The sequence below is a fragment of the Nocardia sp. CA-120079 genome (assembly GCF_050955745.1).
Lineage (GTDB): Bacteria > Actinomycetota > Actinomycetes > Mycobacteriales > Mycobacteriaceae > Nocardia.
Window position 1 is genome coordinate 4,850,460 of sequence record NZ_CP192088.1, and the last position, 19,075, is coordinate 4,869,534.

The 19,075-nt window shown below is 66.2% G+C and carries 14 protein-coding genes; 8 read left to right on the plus strand and 6 right to left on the minus strand.

Translation table 11 applies throughout. From position 1 onward, the window contains the following. The first annotated feature begins 90 nt into the window (after positions 1-90). Together ACQPYR_RS22275 and ACQPYR_RS22280 are read left to right on the plus strand one after the other, a co-directional pair. Positions 91-1,395 carry an exonuclease SbcCD subunit D gene (locus ACQPYR_RS22275; protein WP_433620876.1) on the plus strand — a complete coding sequence of 435 codons (1,305 nt, stop codon included), beginning with the start codon at positions 91-93 and terminating at the stop codon, positions 1,393-1,395. Next, positions 1,395-4,583 (plus strand): AAA family ATPase, encoded by a 3,189-nt coding sequence (locus ACQPYR_RS22280; protein ID WP_433620878.1) that lies wholly within the window; start codon positions 1,395-1,397, stop codon positions 4,581-4,583. Before ACQPYR_RS22275 ends, ACQPYR_RS22280 begins: the two co-directional genes overlap by 1 nt. Before the next feature lie 100 nt (positions 4,584-4,683). Here the strand turns inward: ACQPYR_RS22280 and ACQPYR_RS22285 are convergent, their stop codons facing one another. Next, positions 4,684-5,361 (minus strand): hypothetical protein, encoded by a 678-nt coding sequence (locus ACQPYR_RS22285; protein ID WP_433620879.1) that lies wholly within the window; start codon positions 5,359-5,361, stop codon positions 4,684-4,686. A gap of 138 nt (positions 5,362-5,499) precedes the next feature. Further along, on the minus strand, positions 5,500-5,943 hold the full coding sequence (locus tag ACQPYR_RS22290) for a hypothetical protein (RefSeq protein WP_433620880.1): 444 nt from the start codon (positions 5,941-5,943) through the stop codon (positions 5,500-5,502). Between the two features lie 187 nt (positions 5,944-6,130). On the opposite strand from ACQPYR_RS22290, the gene ACQPYR_RS22295 reads away from it, so the two are divergent. The 4 genes from ACQPYR_RS22295 (at position 6,131) to ACQPYR_RS22310 (ending at position 12,537) form a co-directional block, all read left to right on the plus strand. Continuing rightward, entirely contained in the window at positions 6,131-6,946 is an 816-nt protein-coding gene (locus tag ACQPYR_RS22295; protein ID WP_433620881.1) for a hypothetical protein, read from the plus strand. A gap of 3 nt (positions 6,947-6,949) precedes the next feature. After that, positions 6,950-11,440: a hypothetical protein gene (locus ACQPYR_RS22300; protein ID WP_433620882.1), complete on the plus strand. Its 4,491-nt coding sequence runs from the start codon at positions 6,950-6,952 to the stop codon at positions 11,438-11,440. Beyond that, on the plus strand, positions 11,437-11,811 hold the full coding sequence (locus tag ACQPYR_RS22305; RefSeq protein WP_433620883.1) for a hypothetical protein: 375 nt from the start codon (positions 11,437-11,439) through the stop codon (positions 11,809-11,811). The genes ACQPYR_RS22300 and ACQPYR_RS22305 overlap by 4 nt, the downstream gene beginning before the upstream one ends. 105 nt (positions 11,812-11,916) lie before the next feature. Continuing rightward, positions 11,917-12,537, plus strand: coding sequence for a Wadjet anti-phage system protein JetD domain-containing protein (locus ACQPYR_RS22310; protein ID WP_433620884.1), 621 nt, complete (start codon positions 11,917-11,919; stop codon positions 12,535-12,537). 257 nt (positions 12,538-12,794) lie between these two features. Here the strand turns inward: ACQPYR_RS22310 and ACQPYR_RS22315 are convergent, their stop codons facing one another. From ACQPYR_RS22315 to ACQPYR_RS22330, 4 genes are all read right to left on the minus strand, one after another. Continuing rightward, complete coding sequence (locus ACQPYR_RS22315; protein WP_433620885.1) at positions 12,795-13,088, minus strand: type II toxin-antitoxin system RelE/ParE family toxin; 294 nt, start codon at positions 13,086-13,088, stop codon at positions 12,795-12,797. Beyond that, complete coding sequence (locus tag ACQPYR_RS22320; RefSeq protein ID WP_433620886.1) at positions 13,085-13,333, minus strand: type II toxin-antitoxin system ParD family antitoxin; 249 nt, start codon at positions 13,331-13,333, stop codon at positions 13,085-13,087. The genes ACQPYR_RS22315 and ACQPYR_RS22320 overlap by 4 nt, the downstream gene beginning before the upstream one ends. A 165-nt stretch (positions 13,334-13,498) precedes the next feature. Then, complete coding sequence (locus tag ACQPYR_RS22325; protein ID WP_433620887.1) at positions 13,499-14,503, minus strand: hypothetical protein; 1,005 nt, start codon at positions 14,501-14,503, stop codon at positions 13,499-13,501. A gap of 1,071 nt (positions 14,504-15,574) precedes the next feature. After that, positions 15,575-15,916, minus strand: coding sequence for a class I SAM-dependent methyltransferase (locus ACQPYR_RS22330; protein ID WP_433635216.1), 342 nt, complete (start codon positions 15,914-15,916; stop codon positions 15,575-15,577). A 590-nt stretch (positions 15,917-16,506) separates the two neighbouring features. On the opposite strand from ACQPYR_RS22330, the gene ACQPYR_RS22335 reads away from it, so the two are divergent. Then, positions 16,507-16,704 (plus strand): hypothetical protein, encoded by a 198-nt coding sequence (locus ACQPYR_RS22335; RefSeq protein ID WP_433620888.1) that lies wholly within the window; start codon positions 16,507-16,509, stop codon positions 16,702-16,704. Further along, positions 16,701-18,962 carry an N-6 DNA methylase gene (locus tag ACQPYR_RS22340; protein WP_433620889.1) on the plus strand — a complete coding sequence of 754 codons (2,262 nt, stop codon included), beginning with the start codon at positions 16,701-16,703 and terminating at the stop codon, positions 18,960-18,962. Before ACQPYR_RS22335 ends, ACQPYR_RS22340 begins: the two co-directional genes overlap by 4 nt. Positions 18,963-19,075: the final 113 nt, after the last annotated feature.

Consider the following 19,075-nt stretch of genomic DNA (forward strand, 5'->3'; position numbering starts at 1 on the left):
TGGTCGGTAGCGCCCCACTTCGATCGCGGCCGCATCGGACGCAGCCGCTTCTCACTTCCCTCGGAAGGCACTTTCCCCGTGAATGGACGCGTGTTCCATACATCCGACTGGCATCTGGGCCGCCAGATCAGCCGGCACCGGCGCGACGCCGAGTTCGACGCCGTCGTGAACGAGATCATCGAGATCGCAACCGATTTCACTCCCGACCTGATCGTGCACAGCGGTGACCTGTTCGACGGCCGCCCGAGCACGGACGACTTCCGTCGCGCCGCCGAGGCGCTGCGCCGCCTCGGCGAGGTGGCGCCGGTGGTCGTCGTCGCCGGAAATCACGACACTCCCCAGGTGCTGACGTTCCTGGAATACATCCTCACCGATATGGGCACCCGGCCGCGGGACCAGGTTCGGGTGCGTTTCGCCACTGACGCCCGCCCCGACGGACTTCTGCTGGCCGAGTATCCGGCTGCGGCCGGTGACCTGACGCTGCGCATCGGCGCGCTGCCGTATCTGCACCCCAATCGTTTCGCCTATGACTTTACGGACCCGGCCATGACCACCGCCACCTACGCTCGTCGCATGCGCGCGGTGCAGGCGGATGTGTACCGCCGCTTGGCATCCGGTCGTGGTCCGCGTGATCTGCTGGTCTTCGCCGCCCATCTGTTCGTCGCGGGGGCCACGCCGTCGTATTCGGAGCGGAAGATCTCGCTCGCCGAGGACTACGCGGTCGATGTCGCCGCCCTACCCGTGGTCGACTACGGCGCGCTGGGACATATTCACAAGCCGCAACGCGTCGAGAACATCGGGTTCCCGGCCTGTTACGCGGGCAGCCCGTTGCAGTTGGACTTCGGGGAGATTCGCGATTCCAAAAGCGTTGCGCTGGTGGAGATCGCGCCTGGTGAGGAACCCCGTATCGGGCTCGAACCGCTGAGTTCGGGTCGTCGGCTGGTGAAACTGACCGGGTCGCTGGAGGAGATCGCGCAGCGTGCGGGTCGGGTCGGCGACGCGTGGGTCAAGATCGAGGTCGACCTGGACGGTCCCGATCCCGCGCTGTCGCGATACCTGGCGGATCTGCTGCCGCGGGCGACGATCGTTGGTATCGAGGAGCGTCGTCCCGGCGCTGTCGAGCGAGTCCTGGACAGTGACGCGGCGGCCACGGAACTGCCCGGCGTGGAGGATCTGCTGCGCGAGTACCTGCCCGGCCGCGGCGTCAGCGGTATGGCCCTGGATCGGGTCATGGCCACTCTGGCCCAGCTACAGGCCGAACCCGATCCGGCTGATCTGGCGCCGTGTTGTGAGGAGGAGATGCTGACCGCCGCCATCGCCGGTTACGGTTTCAAGGGTATCGATCGCGGCGGTGTGCTGATCGATCCTGCGCTCGGTGGATCGGAGGCTCGGTAATGAAGCCGATAACGTTGTCCCTTACCGGGTTCCGCAGCTACCACCCCGGCACGGTCACCATCGACTTCGCTGGCAAGGAACTGGCCGCCATGCTCGGTAGAACCGGTGCGGGCAAGAGCAGTGTGCTCGGCGGCATCACCTACGCACTGTTCCGCAAAAGCGCGTGGGAGGCCCTAGATCTGCGGCAGCTCATCGCCGACGACACCCAGGCCATGACCGTCGAACTCACCTTCCAACACGAGAACCAACGCTGGTTCGTCCACCGAACCATGCACGCCACCAACCCCAACGCCGGACGGCATCACCTGGTCAACGAGACCACGGGTGAGGAGATCGACGGTGCGCCCGCGGTCGATGCGCGGATCAGGGCAGTGCTGCAGATGGGGCACGAGACCTTCCTGCGCGTCGGACTGCTGCCGCAGGGCAAATTCGACCAGTTGCTGGCCGATACCCCACGTGATCGCACGAAGCGACTGCGCGAACTGTTCGGCACCGATTCCCTGGACGACGTGCATCGTATCGCCGAGCGCCGAGCGGTCGGTCTTCGCGGTCTGATCGCGGCGGCGGAGGCCAAACGCGACACCATGCACGGCGATCCGGCGACGGTCGCGGCGGCCGCGCAGGTTCAGGCGGAACTCGCGCAGGCCCGGGCCCAGCGCCTGAACACCTCTGTCGATGCCATGACTGCGTTGCAAGGCGCGGTCGCCGCCGCCCGTGCCGCGGCAGCCGAAACCGATTCCGCGGCAAGGAATCTGACCGAAGGTCCGGTGCCGTCGGCCACGACCGTTCTGGACGGCATCGAGCCTGCTGCCGCCCGCATCGCGGCGGAGCGCGAATCGTTGGACATCCGTGCTGAGGAAGCCGAATGGGCCGAAGGGGCCGCGACGGCGGAACTCGCGGAGCTGGCGGCGCACGGCGAAGACCTGGATGCGTTGAATCGTGCCGCGGTGACCCTGGAGAATCTCGCGGCACGGGCCGAGGAGCACCGGGGCGAACGCGACCGGATCGCCGCTGTCACCGAACAACTCGCGGTGGAGGAGGCGGCGATCGCCCGAGCCCAGGCGGACCTGGAAGAGCGTGTCGAACGGACTCGCCCCCTCACCGAGACCACCGAAGCCGCCGCCCAGACCGCGCGGAACCTTCGTTCGCGGGCCGCGGTCGTCCGCACTCGCGTGGATACGGCGACAGCGGCCGCCGTCCACATCGCCGACACCGTCCGCGCCCACGGTGCCGCACTCGAACAGCTCGCGGTCGCCGAGCGCGAAGTTCTCCGGCTCGAACCGCAGGCCGCCGCGGCCGCCGCCGCTCTCGATACCGCGGACGCGAATCTGGGCATGCTGCAATTGCGTGACCGGGCTGTGGACCTGGCCGTCGAGGTGCACCCTGGGGAGGACTGCCCGGTGTGCCGCCGAGAGCTGCCTGCCGAATTCGAACCGGCGTCCAAGACCGCCGCGACCGAGTTGCGTAGTGCGAAGAAGGCCGTGCGCGATGCGAAAACCGCCCATACGGAGGCAACCGACCGGCTCGCACATGCCCGCGCGGGCGTCGACATGGCGAAAGCCGCCGTGCCCGGACATCTCGCCGAGCGGCAGGCGGCCGAAGAAGCCGCGCAGCGGGCCGCCGACGCGACGCAGCGGGATCTGCTGGAGTTCGCGACGCTCGCTGCCGAGGCAGGGGGAGTCTTCGATGTGGAGGCCGTGTCCGCGACACTGTCCGCGGCGCTGGCGGCGCTGGCCGCGCATACCGACGGCCCCGCCCCGAACGCCGAATCACTCACCGAACCCATCCCCGCCGCCCTGGAAACGTGTACCGAGGCATCGGCCGCCCACGCTGGACGGTTGAGCACCGAAGCCGCCCGCCACACCGCCGAAATCGATGCCGATCGCACCACCCTGAGTAGTCGCGAGCGCGCGCACCAGAAGGCGGTCGCCGAACTGCGGAACGCGTCGACCCGGCACAACCGTGCCGTGGCCAGGACCACCGATGCGGTCGGTTCGCTACCCGACCGGATCAGGGCACTTCTGCCGGATGCCCCGATCGAAATCGGTGCCGATGCCGCGGCGACTGCGGAGGCTGCGGTTGCCAACCGCATGTCCGAGGTTCGCGAGTTGGTCCAGGCGCGGGAGACCGCACGAACCGAGACGAACACGGTTCTCACCGAGTACCACGATCTCGACGAAGACAACCGCAAGTACGTCGAGAAACCGCTGACCGAACTGCGTGTCGGCCTGGAGTCGTGGGCGAAGGCCGTCACCCTGGCCGTCTCCCGTCTTGATGCCGGGAGCCGGTATCGGGTGCCCGAGCTGGGTACGGATTCGGGTGTTGCCGAGATCCGGGCGTTCGCCGCCGACCTGTCCGGTACAGCCGCCGGGGTCGAGCGCGAACTCGGTGACGCCGCTGCCGCGCACTCGGCTCGAGCGGACGAGGCACTCGCGGGCCTACGTGAGCAGGCTGCCGGGCTCGCGGATGTCGAGGGCTTCGACCCTACTGCGGACCCGATGCTGCCGCAGGCACTGCATCCGCTCGTGAGCGCTGCCGGTAAATCGGCCGACGAGGCAGACCGGTGGCGGGCCGAACAGCGAACAGCGAAGGATCAGATCGGCCCCAAGGCGGATCTGGACTACGCCATCGCCGCGGGTAAGGCTCGTCTCGAGGCGGTGGAGGTGCTGCGCGGCGAGCTTGTCGAGGCCAAGTTCCTGGGCCACCTCACTGCGCTGAGTACTCGGGCGTTGCTGGGGATTGCCAGTGATCGGCTCGGGCAGCTGACCGACGGGGATTTCGGATTCGCGGAGGGTTTCGAGATCGTCAGCCGGGGCTCGGGCGTCGCGCACAGCCCGAACAGGCTCTCCGGTGGCGAGAAGTTCCTGGCGTCGCTGGCGCTGGCCTTGGCTCTGGCCGAACTGCACTCGCGCAGCGGGCCACGTCTCGGATCGCTGTTCCTGGACGAGGGCTTCGCGACCCTGGACGCCGCTGCGCTGGAATCGGCCCTGGAGATCCTGCGCACCCAGACCGGCGGTGATCGGCTCGTCATGATCATCAGTCACCTGCACGCCGTCGCCGAGACCGTCGATGACGTGCTGTGGATCGAACGCGGCGTCGACGGGTCCACCGCGCGCTGGCTGACCCCGGTCGAACGTACCGAACTCGTACAGGCGGACCTGGCGAGCGGTCTGCTGACGCTGGCGTAACGATGGCCGGGACAAGGGCGATTCGGCACAATGTCCTACGAGTCGAGCGGGGTGGGAGGGAAACTCGATGTCCGAAGCGGGGGGTCGCGGGCGCGACACATTAGGGCTGGCCACGCGGGTGAAGGCGCTCGCCGTGGCCGACCCGGTGCTCGATCTTGAGCGCCGTAAGGCGTTGCTCTCCTCGCGCGCCTGGGCCGGTTATCAGATGGAGGAGCTGGCCCTGACGGCCATCGACGCGGTGACCTTGAAGATGGACTTCGAGGATGGCGCGCAGCACGAGGACATCGTTGCCGCGATCGCACGCGTCGCCGCCGTGCAGATGCCCAAGCGCGCCGACGACGAGCACACCGATGTGGCCCGCTGGGTGCTGGACAGCCTGGTGAACGTCGGCACCGTCGACCGCGGCTTCACCCATGTATACGGCGTCGTACGCGACGGAACCTATGCCGCACACCGGTTTTCGTTCAAGCTGCTGCGGGAGGTCGCCGGACTCGACGGCCGCCCGCGCCTGCGCGCGACGAACGAGGCCATCGCGGTGCTGGTCGGCGCGGTGGACATCGACATCGCGTCCGAACAGGTCGCCGCCGACGCCAAACTGGATACCCTGGTGCGGCGCGGGCGGCTGTTGGACGCCAAGCGCACCGCGGAGTCCGCGCTGCGTCTCACCGCGCAGTACGCCGAGCACATCCGCGTGCAACTGGACGGGATGCGTCGCGATGTCCGATCCGTGGATTGGGACCGTGACGTGCAGAGCATGCAGGCCGAAGCGCTGCAACACATCGAGGACCGCATCAGGGACGAGAGCACCATCAAGAACAACGTGGTCACGATCATGGACAACAGCACCGAGGACGCGACCCCGGAGCAGGCCGCCGAACTGATCGCGATCCTAGAGGAGTGCCTGCGCCGACACTCATCATTGCAGGCCAATCTGCAGGAGATCGGTGAGCGGTTCCGGGCCGAGCAGGAACGGCAGACGTTCGTGCCTCCGCCGACACGATCCCGGGTCGACCTCGGACACCAGTTGCTCGAGCCGGTGCTGGAACTGCCGACGAAACTTGCGACTCCGCTGTTGGCGGGGTTCGTCACGGCCGTGGTGCCGCCACGTCGTCCGGCGATCGTCTACCTTCCGGATCTGCTCGCCGGTCTGCTCGCGCTTCCGGTCGACAACGACGAGGACGACGGTCTGATCGTCGAACCCGAGTTCGACGACGCGCCGGACACCGCCGCGTTCGCCGATCAGCAGTACCGAGCCGTCGAATCCCTGCTGGAGCGGGCGGATACCGATGGGATCCGCCTGTCTGCACTGCTGGCGGCCGCACGCCATATCACCAGCAACGAGGCGGGAAATCTCGATCACCTGCTGGGACTGTACGTGCTGGGACTGTTCGGGGCCCCCGCTACGACCCGGCGCGCGGCACGGCGCTCATGGCGATCGCGGATGGGAGCGCCTTGCACGACGACATCTTCGCGGGCGACGACCTGTTGGTCATCGGCGACTCGACGTCCCTCGCACCACCCGAAAACAACCACCGAAGGGAGGACTTGTGAGCAGCGTCGAGGATATGGCCGCGGTGAACAGGCTGCTCGCGTTCGGATTCCAGTCGGGCGTGACGCCACGGCGGAACGCCGAATACACCACGTTGGTAAGTCGATGCCGAACCGATCCGGCATTCGCGGAGTTGCTACACGCCGCGGCCCGCGGCTTCGACCTGACCGTCATCGCCGTCGACACCCGCGCGGGCCTGGTTCTCGGAGCGGATCCGGAGACCAAATTCGCGGTCAAGGTGGCCGAGCACATCGGCAAGCGAATCGATCGTCCGATCGCGGCTCTGGCTCATCTGGCCATCGCCGCGCTCGCTTTCTACCGGCCCGAGGATCTCGACGACGAACTGCACATCGGCAGAATCACGATCCGCCACGTCGACGAGATGGTCGAGCAGGCCGCCAAACAGCTGGAACGTCGTGCCGCGGAACTCGGCCTGGATGATGGGGTGCCCGTCGGCGACCCCGATCTCGTCCAGTTGTGGAGTTACTACCTGCAGCGCAACCAGGTCGGTTCCACCGGGGACGACCGGGCACACCAGACGAGCAGACGCGCGATCGTCAAACGCGTCGCGGAATATCTCGCGGACAACGGGATGCTGCGGCGCGCGGGCGCCGAGAACGGCGGGACCTATCAGACCACGGCGCGTTATCAGATTCAGGTCCGGGAGCTGGCCGGTCAGCGGATGCTGGGGCAGCTGGCGGAGCTGGGTATCACCGTGGGACCGGACGGCAAACCCGCGTTCGGCGGCCCCGATTCGGACGAATCGTCCACCACGACCGATGCGATTCCGCCGTCGTCCGAGCCGGGAGCCTGATCGATGTACGAGCTGAATCGAGTCCGCCTGTTCAATATCGGTCCGAGCAAGGCCCGGTACGACGACGTGCTGCTGGATCTGTCCGAGGGCGGTCCGCCTATTCCCGTCACCGCGCTGACCCCGTTGTCCGGACAGGTGTTCCGGCGGCCCGCGCTGGCAACGTTGTTCGTGTTGGAGAACGGTGGCGGAAAGTCGGTCTTCATCCGGATGCTGCTGGCCACGGTCCTACCCGAACGCCAGTCCCGCAAAGGCCGAGAAGCCTTGCGCGCGTATGTGATCTCCGCCGCGTCGCCCTCGCATGTGGTCCTGGAATGGGTGAACGTCCGCACCGGCCGCATCCTGCTGACCGGTCAGGTGTTGTCGCCGGGATCCGACGGAAAGCCCGAGCGGATGTTCTACTCACTCACCCCCAGCGACACGTCCGCCTTGGATACGCTGCCGTTCGCCGACGGCAGATGGCGGTTGCCGATGAACGCGTTCCACGACGCCCTCCGACGGCTGGACACCGCCGACAAGTCGCTGCGGTTGGAAGTCGAGAAGCGGCAAGGGGAATGGGAGAAGCACCTGCGCCGGCTCGGCCTGGAACCGGATCTGTTCGCGGTGCAGCAGGCGATGAACGTGGACGAGGGCGACGCGGCCGAGGCGTTCAAGACCACGAGCGGGCGACAGTTCGTGGAGTGGCTGCTGAGCAAGGCCCTGGACGCCGAGAACTTCGCTGAGCTGGGCAAGGCGTACACCGCGTACGCCAAGAACCTCGGGCGTCGCGAGCAGATGCTGCTCGACCGCGACTTCTCGCTCGCCACGGCGACGGCCGCGGGAACCCTGGCGACCTGCCGCGCCGCCCAGGTCGCCGCGATCGACGCCGCCGACATCGCCGCGACGGATCTGGCGCGGTTGGCGGCCGCGGTACGAGAGTCGGTCGGGTGCTCGGAGCAGGTGCTGCGTGATCATCGCGAGGATCTGAAGATCGCCAAGGCGACCGCGGGCGAACGAGGAGAGATTCGCGATGCGGCCGACCTGACCCACAAGGAGGTGCGGCGCAGAACAAGCGCTCTGCGCCGCGACGAAGCCGTCGGTGAAGCAGAGCGGATCGAAGAGAAACTCACCGAGGCTCGCGCGAAACTCGCCGGGTGGACACTCGTCCCCAAAGTGCTCGAAGCGCGGGCCGCGCACGAGAGATATCAGGTCGCCAGCGATCTGCTGGAGGAGTGTGAAGAGGCCGCCGGTGTCGCCCAGCTGCGCCGAGACCGCGCGGGCGCTGCGTTTGCGGGGGCGCTGCGGAGCGCGGTCCGGCGATGCGCCGACCAGGCGGACGACCTTCTCGGCAAGGCGTCATCCGACAATGCGGAATCAGCCGAGAACGAACGCCGAGCGAGCGAGGACGAACGGGAAACCACCTCGAAAACCGTCCGCGCCGGGCTGCTGACCCAGCAGGTCGAGCAGGTCGACGCCCGCGTACGGCAAGCACGCGGTCAGAACGTTCTTGAGCAGGACGAGACCGTCGCCGAAGCCGACGAGCGCTTGCGCCGCCACGCCGCGGACTGTGCGGCCGAAGCGATCCGTGAACGGGAGGCCCACCGGCAACTCGTCCTCGAGGCCCGGCGTATCGACGAGGCCGCGCAGAAACTGATCGAACCCGAGGTACGGGCACGGCAGGAGGTCGAGGTAGCGGTACGGGCGGTCCAGGAGATGGAGACCGCCGCACGAACGCTCGTCGAGGACACCCTGCTGCGCGAACTCGCCGAATTCGATCAGGGTGAGGACGTCCCCGGCGGTGTCCCGGCGACGTGGCTGGAAGCGAACGCCGCCGCGCTGGGCGATCTGGCCGCCGCCGCACAGGGATCCGCCGCGGCTCGGCTGGACGCGCTGACCGCCGACAACAGAGCCGATCAACGCCTGATTGACGCGCTCACCGTGGAAGACGACGCACTGCTGCCGCCCCGAGACGCGGTCGAGCACGTGCTGGAAATCCTCGCGAACCACGAGATCATCGCCACAGCGGGCTGGCGGGCCCTCGAACAGCTGGTCAACCCGGGTCGGCACGCCGAAACCATCCAAACCCATCCGGCTCTCGTGGATGGCATCGTCGTGGCGGACCCGACTGTGATCGACCGGGCGCGTCAGGTTCTGGCCGACGCACGCCCGCTGCCCGCGTCCGCGGTCCTGGTCACCACCGCGGAGTCGCTGCAGCACGCACCGGCCGAGACAGGCAGTGGATTCGTGGTGGAACCCACGCCCGCCCTGCACGATCCGGTAGCCGCAGCCGAACTGCGTGAGCAAGCCGAGGCGCGTATCGAAGATCGGAGTCATGCGCTGCGTGACCTCGGCGAGCGCCGGTCGGCCGCATTCACGCTGGGTACGCGTCTGGAAACGTGGCTTCGCGATCATCCGGCAGGTGCTGTCGGACAGCTCCGCTCGGCGGTTGATACGGCATCGGCCGCGGCGAGCGTGGCCAAGGCCGCACTCGATACCGCTCGTGCGGCACACACGCAGGCCGTCGACAGTGTTGAGGAGCGCTCCTCGGTCGTCGCGGCGGCCGAGGAGGTGGCCGGTGCCGCGACTCGCCTCTCCGAATCCGTCACGACGCTCGCGGCCGAAGTCATCGCGGCCGATCGGCATCGTGTCGAAATCGCTTCTCTCACAGCCGAAGCCGAGGGACATCGCACGGCCGCCCAGCAGTACCGGACCGCCGCCGCAAAGCTGCGCACCCGAGCCACCGAACACGTCGTGCGCGCTGAATCGTTCCGGCGGGACGGTGATCTCTACGCCGACAAACTCAAGAAGATCGTCGTCGGGAATCAGCCGCTGGCCACCGACCTCGATGAATCCGACCTGGCCGCCGTGGAGATCTCCTACCAGGAAGCGTCCGATGCTTTTCGTGCCGTGGAAGTCGGCCGGGACCTGCGGCAGATGGTGAGCGACGCGCAGAACGAAGTCCGGGACCTCGACGCGTATCTGCTGGGCGAGCCCGCCGAGATCGTGGCGCGGGCCGAAGTACTGGCGGCGGCTCCCGAAGCCGGGAATCCCGCGTCGATCGAGGCGATGAAACGTCAGCTCGGCCGCACCGAGGAGGCACTGAAGGCGGAATCCGGCACGCTGCTCGAGCGGATCGGCGGGTTGAAGGCGCAAACAACCGCGCTCACCCAGCGCAATGGTCTGCCGTGGACTGATCTGGATGCCGACTGGATACCGTCCGACCCCACACATGGGGACATGCTTGCGGAACGAGCGCGGGTCACGCTGGATACCGCCGAGGCCGGGTTTGTCGAGGCATCCAGGGCAGAGCAGACCGCCGAGCGCAAGCTCCGCAAGGCCGAGGTCGGGGCGCGCGAGATGGACCGTGTGCTGCGCGGCCTCAACTCCGCCACGCGGAACCTGGAACTTCCGTCCAGCGTCGCGCCCTTCACCGGCACCGCGGACGAGGCGCAGGATGCCGCCGACACGACGACTCGAGCACACGGCAACGCGACCGACCAGCTGCATGATGCGAGTGAGTCGGTGAACGACGCCGTCATCGACTTCCGTGAGACCGCTAACCAGCGCCGATTCACCAGGCTCACCGCACCGGTCTACAAGCAGCTCACCGACATCGACAGGGAATCACTGATCGAGCGAGCCGATCAATGGTCAACACAGCTGACCAGTCGAGCGGCGAGCCTGACCACCGATCTTGAGACCTCCGAACGTCACCGCACAATCCTCATCAATCAGCTGCAACACCACGTCGGTGAAGCGCTGGCGCTGGTCGAGAAGGCCGAACGGTTGTCCCGGCTACCCGAAGGCGCCGACGTGTGGGCCGGACGCAGGGTACTGAAGATCGGGTTCGTCAAACCGGACCCACAGATCCTCGTCGCCCGGATCGCCGAGACCGTGGACGAGAACGCCCGCTCCCGGCCGGATCTACCCGGCCGAGACCTGGTGTTGCGGTGCGTCGGGGCCGCGGTACCACGCGACTTCAAAGTCGAGATTCTCAAGCCCGACGCCGCGGGCCGCGCGGAATACGCCTCGATCAGTCAGATGGCCACGGTATTCTCCGGCGGCCAAGAGCTGACCGGTGCGATCATGCTGTACTGCACCCTCGCCGCATTGCGCGCCAGCATCCGGACCGGTTCTCGCGGCAGCCGCTCGGGCGGGATGTTGATCCTGGACAATCCGATCGGCAAGGCCAGTGCTGACTACCTCCTGAGTCTGCAGATGAACATGGCCGCGGCGGTCGGCGTCCAGCTCATCTACACCACCGGCAGTATGGAGGACAGGGTGCTGGCCACCTTTCCGCTGTGCATCCGGCTGCGAAACGATTCCGATCAGCGTAGCGGGCTTCAGCACCTACATGTCGTCGACCGCGTGGTCGGCGAGACCCCGATAGACGACGACCCGGTTCGCGGTCGGCTCACCGCGGCACGACTTCTGCGAAAACCCCGTCCGGCCGACACCGCGCCCGGGCCGAACGGTCAGGTCCGAGTGGGCGAGGCCGAATCGGATGACGAACGGTGAGCAACGGTCTCGTGGAAGACGATCGTTTCGCGGAAGACGCGGAGCGGCAACCACTGTCCGAATCGGCGGCTTGTCTCGCGGCGAGTTTGAGCTGGGCGACCGAACGTCGTGTGGAGCAGACGGCGATCCTCGCCGCGTTTGGGCGAGCGTGCCCGGGCACGGCCGGAACCACCCAGGGCCGCCTCGTGCTGTCCGCCCTGCTCGACGAACTCGCCGACCACGGTCTGCTCGAACTGCCACGTGGCCGGGACGGCTGGGACGACGCACAACCACGACTACCTCGCTGGCTCCGCCTGCCCGCCCCATCGAAACCCACAACCGGTGCCCCGCGTGCGACCGCACCGGTGGTCTGGCGCAGCGAACTCGCCTAGGCCACAACCGATACCCTGACCACTGCGCAGATCGAGGCGCTCAAGATCATCAACCGATGGTTGCGCGACACAGACGGAGATGACGAACAACGGACCGTCGTCCCCATGCGCGAACGCTCACTGGAACTCTTCGGCAACGAGAAGCGTCTCGATATCCTCACGGGCACAAAGCTGTTCGCGCCGGGACGGCTCACACTCGCCACACTGTTCGCCGAGCGGATCCCGCCGCCATTGGCATACGAGCGAGTGGGCAGCGGCGGCATCGTTCTGGTGATCGAAAACAGCGATACGTTCGAGACCATCCGCAGACAATTGGTCGGCGACTGCGGGCAGGTCGGTTACGTAGCGTTCGGTGGCGGCCACGCCTTCGAAGCATCGGTCGCCCGCATCGCGAGTCTGGACGGCGTGACCGATATCGCCTACTACGGTGACCTCGACAACGACGGGCTGACCATCCCGCAGCGGGCCAACGCGTCCGCCGCGGCGCTCGGACTCCCGCCGATCCGACCGGCGCGCGGCCTCTATCGACTCCTACTGCAACACGGTGTCCATGGCCCGGCTCCACGACCGCTCGAAACGCTGGAAGCCGAGCGGCGAGTGTCGTGGCTGCCGGACGAGGGCCGCTGCAAGGCGTCGGATCTCCTCGCCGGTGGCCGCCGTTTGTCGCAGGAGTCAACTGGACGAATACTGCTGCGCCGCAACCGGTCCTGGCGCGACGACCTGTGACGGATATTGAGCCAGCCAGGCGGCGCCGGTGTCGAAGATCCGGTCGGGCAGCAGGCCGACCGGCCGGCGCGCAGGCGCTGCATGATCCGCCGCAGGTCGGCACATAGCTGACCCGAGGTGTAGCGGTTCGGCCAAGCACGCGGCACCCCTCCGGTATGAAACCAAGTTTCAGCAAGACAGGGCACGATCGACTGATCTGACCGCCGATACGGCTGATCAACCGCACCGAGGATGAGCGTGCCGCCCTTGCTTCCCGGTCAGAGGTGACGCTCGGCGTCCATCCGCTGGTGCAGGACACGCATGATCTCGACGATGCCGCCGGTCGCGATCCGATAGTAGACCGTGTGGGATCCGATGGGCAGTCGGAAGTAGCCGGGCCGGATGTCGTCACAGGACCGACCGATGCGGGAGTTGGCGGCGGCGTGGTCGAAGGCGCGCAGCAGCTCGCGCACGTAGTGCTCGGCCTGGTCGATATCCCACCGGTCGAGGGTGTATTCGTAGATCTGTTCGAGGTCGGCGCGGGCAACGGGATTGAGCAGATAGCCGCTCACCGGCGCCCGGACTCCGCCCGCTTGCGGGCCAGGAACTCCTCGCCGTCGAACGGCAGGCTGGGCCCGGCGTTCTCGGCCTCGATCAGGGCGTCACGCACCGCACGAAGCTTGGTCTCCCGGTCTTCGAGCAACCGTAGGGCGGCACGGACCACGTCGCTGGCCGAACCGTAGCGGCCCGAACTGACCTCGTTTTCGATGAACTTGAGGTAGTGATCGTTGAGGCTGACGGACGTGTTCTTGGCCATAACCCATGATACCAATCTTTGGTATAGGCTCATGGGGTCCGAGTCCGCCGGGTCTGGCAACAAGACGCCCGCGGAAGGCGCTGGTACTGGTAGCTACGGCGACCCCGCATTGGCTTGCAGTCCTTCGCGCCGACACGGCCGAGCTTGGCCAGGCGGACGGCTTGCTCATCCCATGCGTTCCTGCAGGGCGTCGAAGAAGGCGGCCACCGTGGCTTTTGCGCCACTTCCAACGAGTTCTTGCCCCCCGAAGCGGAATACCTCGTAGCCCGCAAGTCTCAGCCGACGGTCTTCGGCCATCATCGTGGCGTATCGCGATGGGTCAGCGTTGCCGCGGTCATCTGAATAGTGTTGGCGGCCATCGAGTTCGATCACAACTCGCTGGCGATCGCTGAACAGCAGCAGGAAGTCCATCCGTTGCCTCGCCAGAGGCCCGGTCTCGGTACCTCTTTGGCGGAGGGTGTAGGGGTCGTAGTGGAGATAGACCTGTGGGATCAGCGCTGGAATGTCGAATCCGAGCTTCCCGTACCGCTCACTGTATGTGGTGAAGATCAATCGCTCTGCGTCGTTTCCCGCCAGACTCGTGCTCAACCGGTGGTGGAGCGATAGTCCCACCGTTCGGTCGTCGTGATCTCCCAGACCCTCACGGGCTCTCCACCATTCGATGAGATGTCGGAAGGTCAGCCCTTCCGGGGGAAGTGGCTGGTCGTAGATGAGGCAGTATTCCGCGTTCTTGACGATCTCGACGTCGTTGTTAACCGCATCGCGTAGCACGAGCTCTGGCTTGGGGCCGTTCGCCGCGAAGATGAGGTTCTTGACCGGCGCCCCCACGCCACCGCCTCTGTCGTGTTCGGCGAGAAGCGCGGGCAATTCCCCGGGACCTGCATCGCTGTCCGCGACAATCCTGCGGGCTAAGCCGATCAGCTGGGGGAGAGTCCACTGCTCGGTGTATGCCTGGATGAGCTCTCGTTTGGAATAGGAGAGGTTCGATGGTGAATCACCCTGTGTCCAAGACAACTTCAGCTCATCCGCCAGCACCACCTCCAGCTCTACCCGGGTGTACCCCATGAGCACCGACTCGATGGCCGCCCGAACGGTTCGTACCGAGACGGTTACCCTGCGAGGAACGGGAGGCGCAAGGGCCTCTGCAAAAGACTGCCAGTCCGTCACCATCCCATTATCGCTACATCGTCTGACACGACTCGGGGCAAGTTCATGTGCCTGCTCGGCGTTCAGGCGCGACCCACGATGCCCGACGGCCGAGTTCACGCAAAGCAATGGAAGTCGGCATCGACTTGATACTGGTGGTGTTCGCGGTTATCGCGCACGCCGAATAGCGGGTAGCCATCGGATAGCAATGGGGCGCAATTTTCCGCCTCTGCAATCGAGTCGCCGCTGCCCGAGAGACACCACATCTAATCGTTGCCGTACTCCGACTCCATATATGCGGATACGTCCTCATCGATGGTTTGGAACTCGACGTCGACGCCTGCTGCCTCTGGAATTCGTGTCCGTCGAGGACCAATCGAGCAGCTGAAGTAGGACGAACTCACGGTCAACTCGACCCACGTGGCGTAGTCGTCCATGTCTGCCCGGTCCAGCCGCCTTCGAAGTCGGTGCTGACGATGTTGTCGCCCTCGACCGTGGCCTCAGTGTCTCGGCATGCTGGGCAGGTGACATACCCATAGTGACTCCAGAACCCGGAGGAGAGATCGCGGTCTTTCGCGAACTCCTCCCGCCAGCCGCGCTGGAAGGGTCCCCGAACGGTAGTGCGCGAGCCGCTGTTTGGCCCGCTCTATCAGCGCTTCGGTGCGGTTCTCCGCGTTCTTCTTGTTCTGGGCGAGATAGTTCTCCACAGCATCGATCCGGGAGGGGCCGACCATGTCGAGGAGCGTCTTTCGATGCCGACGCTGTGCGCGATCTGTTGCCGGTGTGGCGAGTCGTCGGGGACGCCACACGCGAACCGGGCGAGCACGTCGGCGTACCGCAGGACACTGTCGGGGGCGGGGAAGACCAGGGCGCTGTCTCGCTGCCGTACCGTGGCGCGCCCGAACTCGACGCGCATCAACTCCGCGGTGGCCTCGACGTCCAAGGGACGGGCTGTTTTCGCGGCGCTGGCCCATACGTCCGATGCAGGGCGCGCCAGGAACCCGTGCGGAGCAGCGTGTTCGACAACGAGTGCCCGTAGCCGGGGCGCGGTGGCGGTGTTGTTGAGGGTGACGGTGACCCGGTCTGTGGGCCGGATCACTCAATGCTTTCCGCCAGGCCGGCCGACGGATCGGACAAGTAGTAGAGCAGGTACATCGCGGTCGCACGATCGAAATCATGGTCGGCAAACGGCAGATGCAGTGCGTCGGCGTGGAAGGCTTCCGTATGCTCGAACGAGGCGACCGCCGCCACGGCAGCCGGGCGGATGTCGGTTTCAACGAGAAAGCCGCAGTGCCCACTGTCGCGTAGGGTGCGCAGGAATTGTCCTGTACCGCAACCGATGTCAACGATTCGTTCGCGGCCGGTGAGCGCCAGACTGGTGCGGACGTCGGTGCTGAGATCGAATCGGTGCTCGGAGTATTCGATGTGGGTGGCGATCTGTGGGGAGTGCCCGAGCGCTCATGGAACCGCTCGATCAGCCGCCGGTATGTGCCGGGGCCTGGTGGCACAGGCAGAGGCTCTTCCAGAGATCGACCCGAACGTAGGGATGCCGAGTTCGGTTCCGGCCACTGTTCGTTGGAGCGTGGAGTCGATCTGGGCGAGATTGTCGTAGGCGAGGCGCGGCATCTCTTTTGATTGCGTTTGATCCGGGTGACGCCGACCGGGCTTCGGGACGAGGGGCGTCCGGGCTCCCCGGTGCTTGACCAGAGAATAGCGGTTGGTGAGATCCCCTTCTGGGCAGTAGGCGACCTGCTATCGGTCGACCGATGGTGGTTGAGGTTGGTGTTGCGGACGGTTCAAGCGCCCCAACGTCGTCCCTACGTAGTATTACTACGCAAGGAGTGGCTTGCTGGCCCTGCATCGCTCGGAAAGGCGGCCGATTTCGAATCTAACTGGATAAATTCCCCTACGAGTAGCAGTCCATGCCTGGCACTATCGCGGTATAGATGGCATATAGCCAATTGCTGCCGATGAGGTGTTCGTGGCAGGTTTGGACACACAGCGCCACTACGACTTTCGAGGGGATCATGTCCACCGAACCGTTCGAACCCCCGCGGCCCGACCGCCCGTCCACTGTTCCTGGCCTCATCGGCACCATCCTCGACGCCTTCTTATTCGGGCGAGCGGGTTGGAAGCAAGCACTGCTGGTGGTGTTCCTGGCGACGACACTGACCTCGGTCGCGGTGGTGGCATTGCTGATGCTGCGTTCGGTGTTGCCGTGGTGAGCACTGACGTTCCGCTCGACGAGCGGATGACCGCGAGCGAACTGGCAGAAGCGATCGAGATCGACCAGGCCACTATCGCCAAATGGCGGCGCCACGGTCATGGCTTTCCCGCGGGTCTGCGCTACGGCAGGGTCTGGACCTACACCGTCGGAGAGTTGTTGACCTGGTTGGATGCTCGGCCGATTCCGGGTCGGAACCTGCGGGTGGAAGGGGATGCCGAAGCCACGTACGGTGCCCGGTTGCGGAGTTACCTCGCGTTTCGGAGTGTGCCGGTCACACTCCGGTCCGGTCCCGACGATCCCGCCTCGGCGGTGCGGGATGCGAGAGCGCTCGTCGGCCGAGGGTTCCCCGCTTCGGCTTCGGTCGCGGTACTGGATGCCGTGCTGGTGTTGACTTTCGTGTGGGTGGTCGATGAGAACGCATGGGAGCGCATCGCATCGTACGGCGGCAAACGGGGTTTCATAACGGCAGAGGTCGACGCGGTGCTCCGCAGGCATGGCATCGCCGGAGTCGCGGAAGCCGTGATCGGTGCACTGAAGCCGGCGCGGCCGGACGTGATGCGCGGACTGGTGAAAATCTGTGCACGACTGGGCGTGCGGGGATACGAGGCGATCCACCGTGGACTCGCCGCCGCCGAGGGGCGCGAGGCGTCGACCTATCCGACGCCGCAGGCAGTGGCGGAATTGATGGCCGGATGCGTCATACCCACCTCAGGGGCGCCCGTAACGGTGGCCGACCTGTATTGCCGGCACGGGGAACTGGTCGGTGCTGTCGCCGAGGCCGACTCCGGTCAGGGGGTCGACGTCGAGGTATCGGGTCACGATCCGCGCAGGATGCATCGGGTGCGGATGTCGCTGATCATGCATGGGCATCGGGTCTCGGGCAATATCACCGCCACCGAACCATGGTGGCGGGCTCCGAAGCGCCGCAACGACGCGGTGGTGGTCAACCCCCCCTTCAACCAGGTGCTGGGAGCAGTCGATGTCACCTGGGACTATGGTGCGCCGCCGGAGCACAGCGCGAACTTCGCCTGGCTGCAGGCCGCGTTGAAAGCAACAGCGGAGCACGGGCGGGCAGCGGTGCTGATGCCGGTGTCGGCGGCGACGTCATCGGATGAGCATGAACAGTCAATCCGCAAGGAGTTGGTGGATGCGGGCGCGGTTCGAGCGGTCATCCGGTTGTCGAGGGACCTGTTCCCGGTGTCGTCGGTGGATACGACGGTGTGGGTGCTGGAACATCCACGCCGTCGAGGCCCTCAGGCGCGCATCGTGATGGTCGATGCAACATCGCTGAAGTTCAAAACGCGCGAGCGTGAGCGGCCGGTGCTCGCGGGTGTGGAGCGGATCTCCGAACTGGTGCGGGATCCCTTTGGTCTGGTTCTGGGGGAATCTCGCAGCGTCATAGTCGAGCACGCGATCGGGCCGGCACGGGTGGTCGCGGTACCGGTCAGCGCGGTAGCAGCGCAGAACTATCGGCTGACACCGCACACCTATCTGGCTAATGAGGAGATCGCTGGTGAAGTGCGCCTCCAGCGGATCACCGAATCCGCTCACTCGGCGCAGACGGCGCTCGCGGAGGTACGCGCTACCCGATCCATACCGCAACTGTTCGTGCGCGAGGACATCCTGCCATCCGGGTATCCCGCGAACTGGAAAGTACGCAAAATCGGTGAGCTGTGCGAGATCAAGGCGGGCACGCGCCGACTCACCAAATCACAGATCTCCACGGGTGACGATGCGGACGTACCGGTGCTTAGACCCAGCAGCCTCAAAACCCGGCGCGTCCGCGACGACGCTCTCGATCGCACCACCGAGAAAGTAGCCCAGGAATTCGCCGAATACCGCCTGCGCGCCGGTGATCTGCTCACGGTTCGAGCCGGACAGGTGCAGGATGTTGCCATTGTCAGTGCAGGCATGGACGAGTGGCTGTTCGACTCCAATCTGAACCGCATCCGGGTCCGAGAGGGCGCCGAGGTCGACTCCGGCTACCTTCTCGAATTCCTGCTCTGTCGGCGGACCGGCGACCGGATCAAGGCAACCGCCTCGGAGCATGTCGCGCCGACGGTGAGCGCTCGGGAACTCGCCGACCTTGAGGTTCCCGTGCCGCCACTCGAACAACAGCGGGCGATCGCCGCCGCGCTGGCAGAGCGCGAGCAGCGCATCGTATCCCTGCGCGCGGCACTTCGGGCTGACGAGGAGGGGCGTGATGTGCTGGCAGAAGCATTGGTCACAGGTGTCGTCGGGCTCGTCGGGATGTAGTCGGCCGATCCCCTCGGTACGCGCCGCACGGTGAAGCTCGGATCGGCGATGCTGGCGTGAGCGACGTCGCCGATCCGGAGAGTGGGTGAGATCCATATGAAGTGAGGCTAGGG

What these genes read in the sequence shown, in the direction of transcription:
- ACQPYR_RS22280 (WP_433620878.1), top strand. Translation starts at nt 1,395, where the DNA reads ATGAAGCCGATAACGTTGTCCCTTACCGGGTTCCGCAGCTACCACCCC.
- ACQPYR_RS22300 (WP_433620882.1), top strand. Translation starts at nt 6,950, where the DNA reads ATGTACGAGCTGAATCGAGTCCGCCTGTTCAATATCGGTCCGAGCAAG.
- ACQPYR_RS22310 (WP_433620884.1), top strand. Translation starts at nt 11,917, where the DNA reads ATGCGCGAACGCTCACTGGAACTCTTCGGCAACGAGAAGCGTCTCGAT.
- ACQPYR_RS22320 (WP_433620886.1), bottom strand. Translation starts at nt 13,333, where the DNA reads ATGGCCAAGAACACGTCCGTCAGCCTCAACGATCACTACCTCAAGTTC.
- ACQPYR_RS22325 (WP_433620887.1), bottom strand. Translation starts at nt 14,503, where the DNA reads ATGGTGACGGACTGGCAGTCTTTTGCAGAGGCCCTTGCGCCTCCCGTT.
- ACQPYR_RS22335 (WP_433620888.1), top strand. Translation starts at nt 16,507, where the DNA reads ATGTCCACCGAACCGTTCGAACCCCCGCGGCCCGACCGCCCGTCCACT.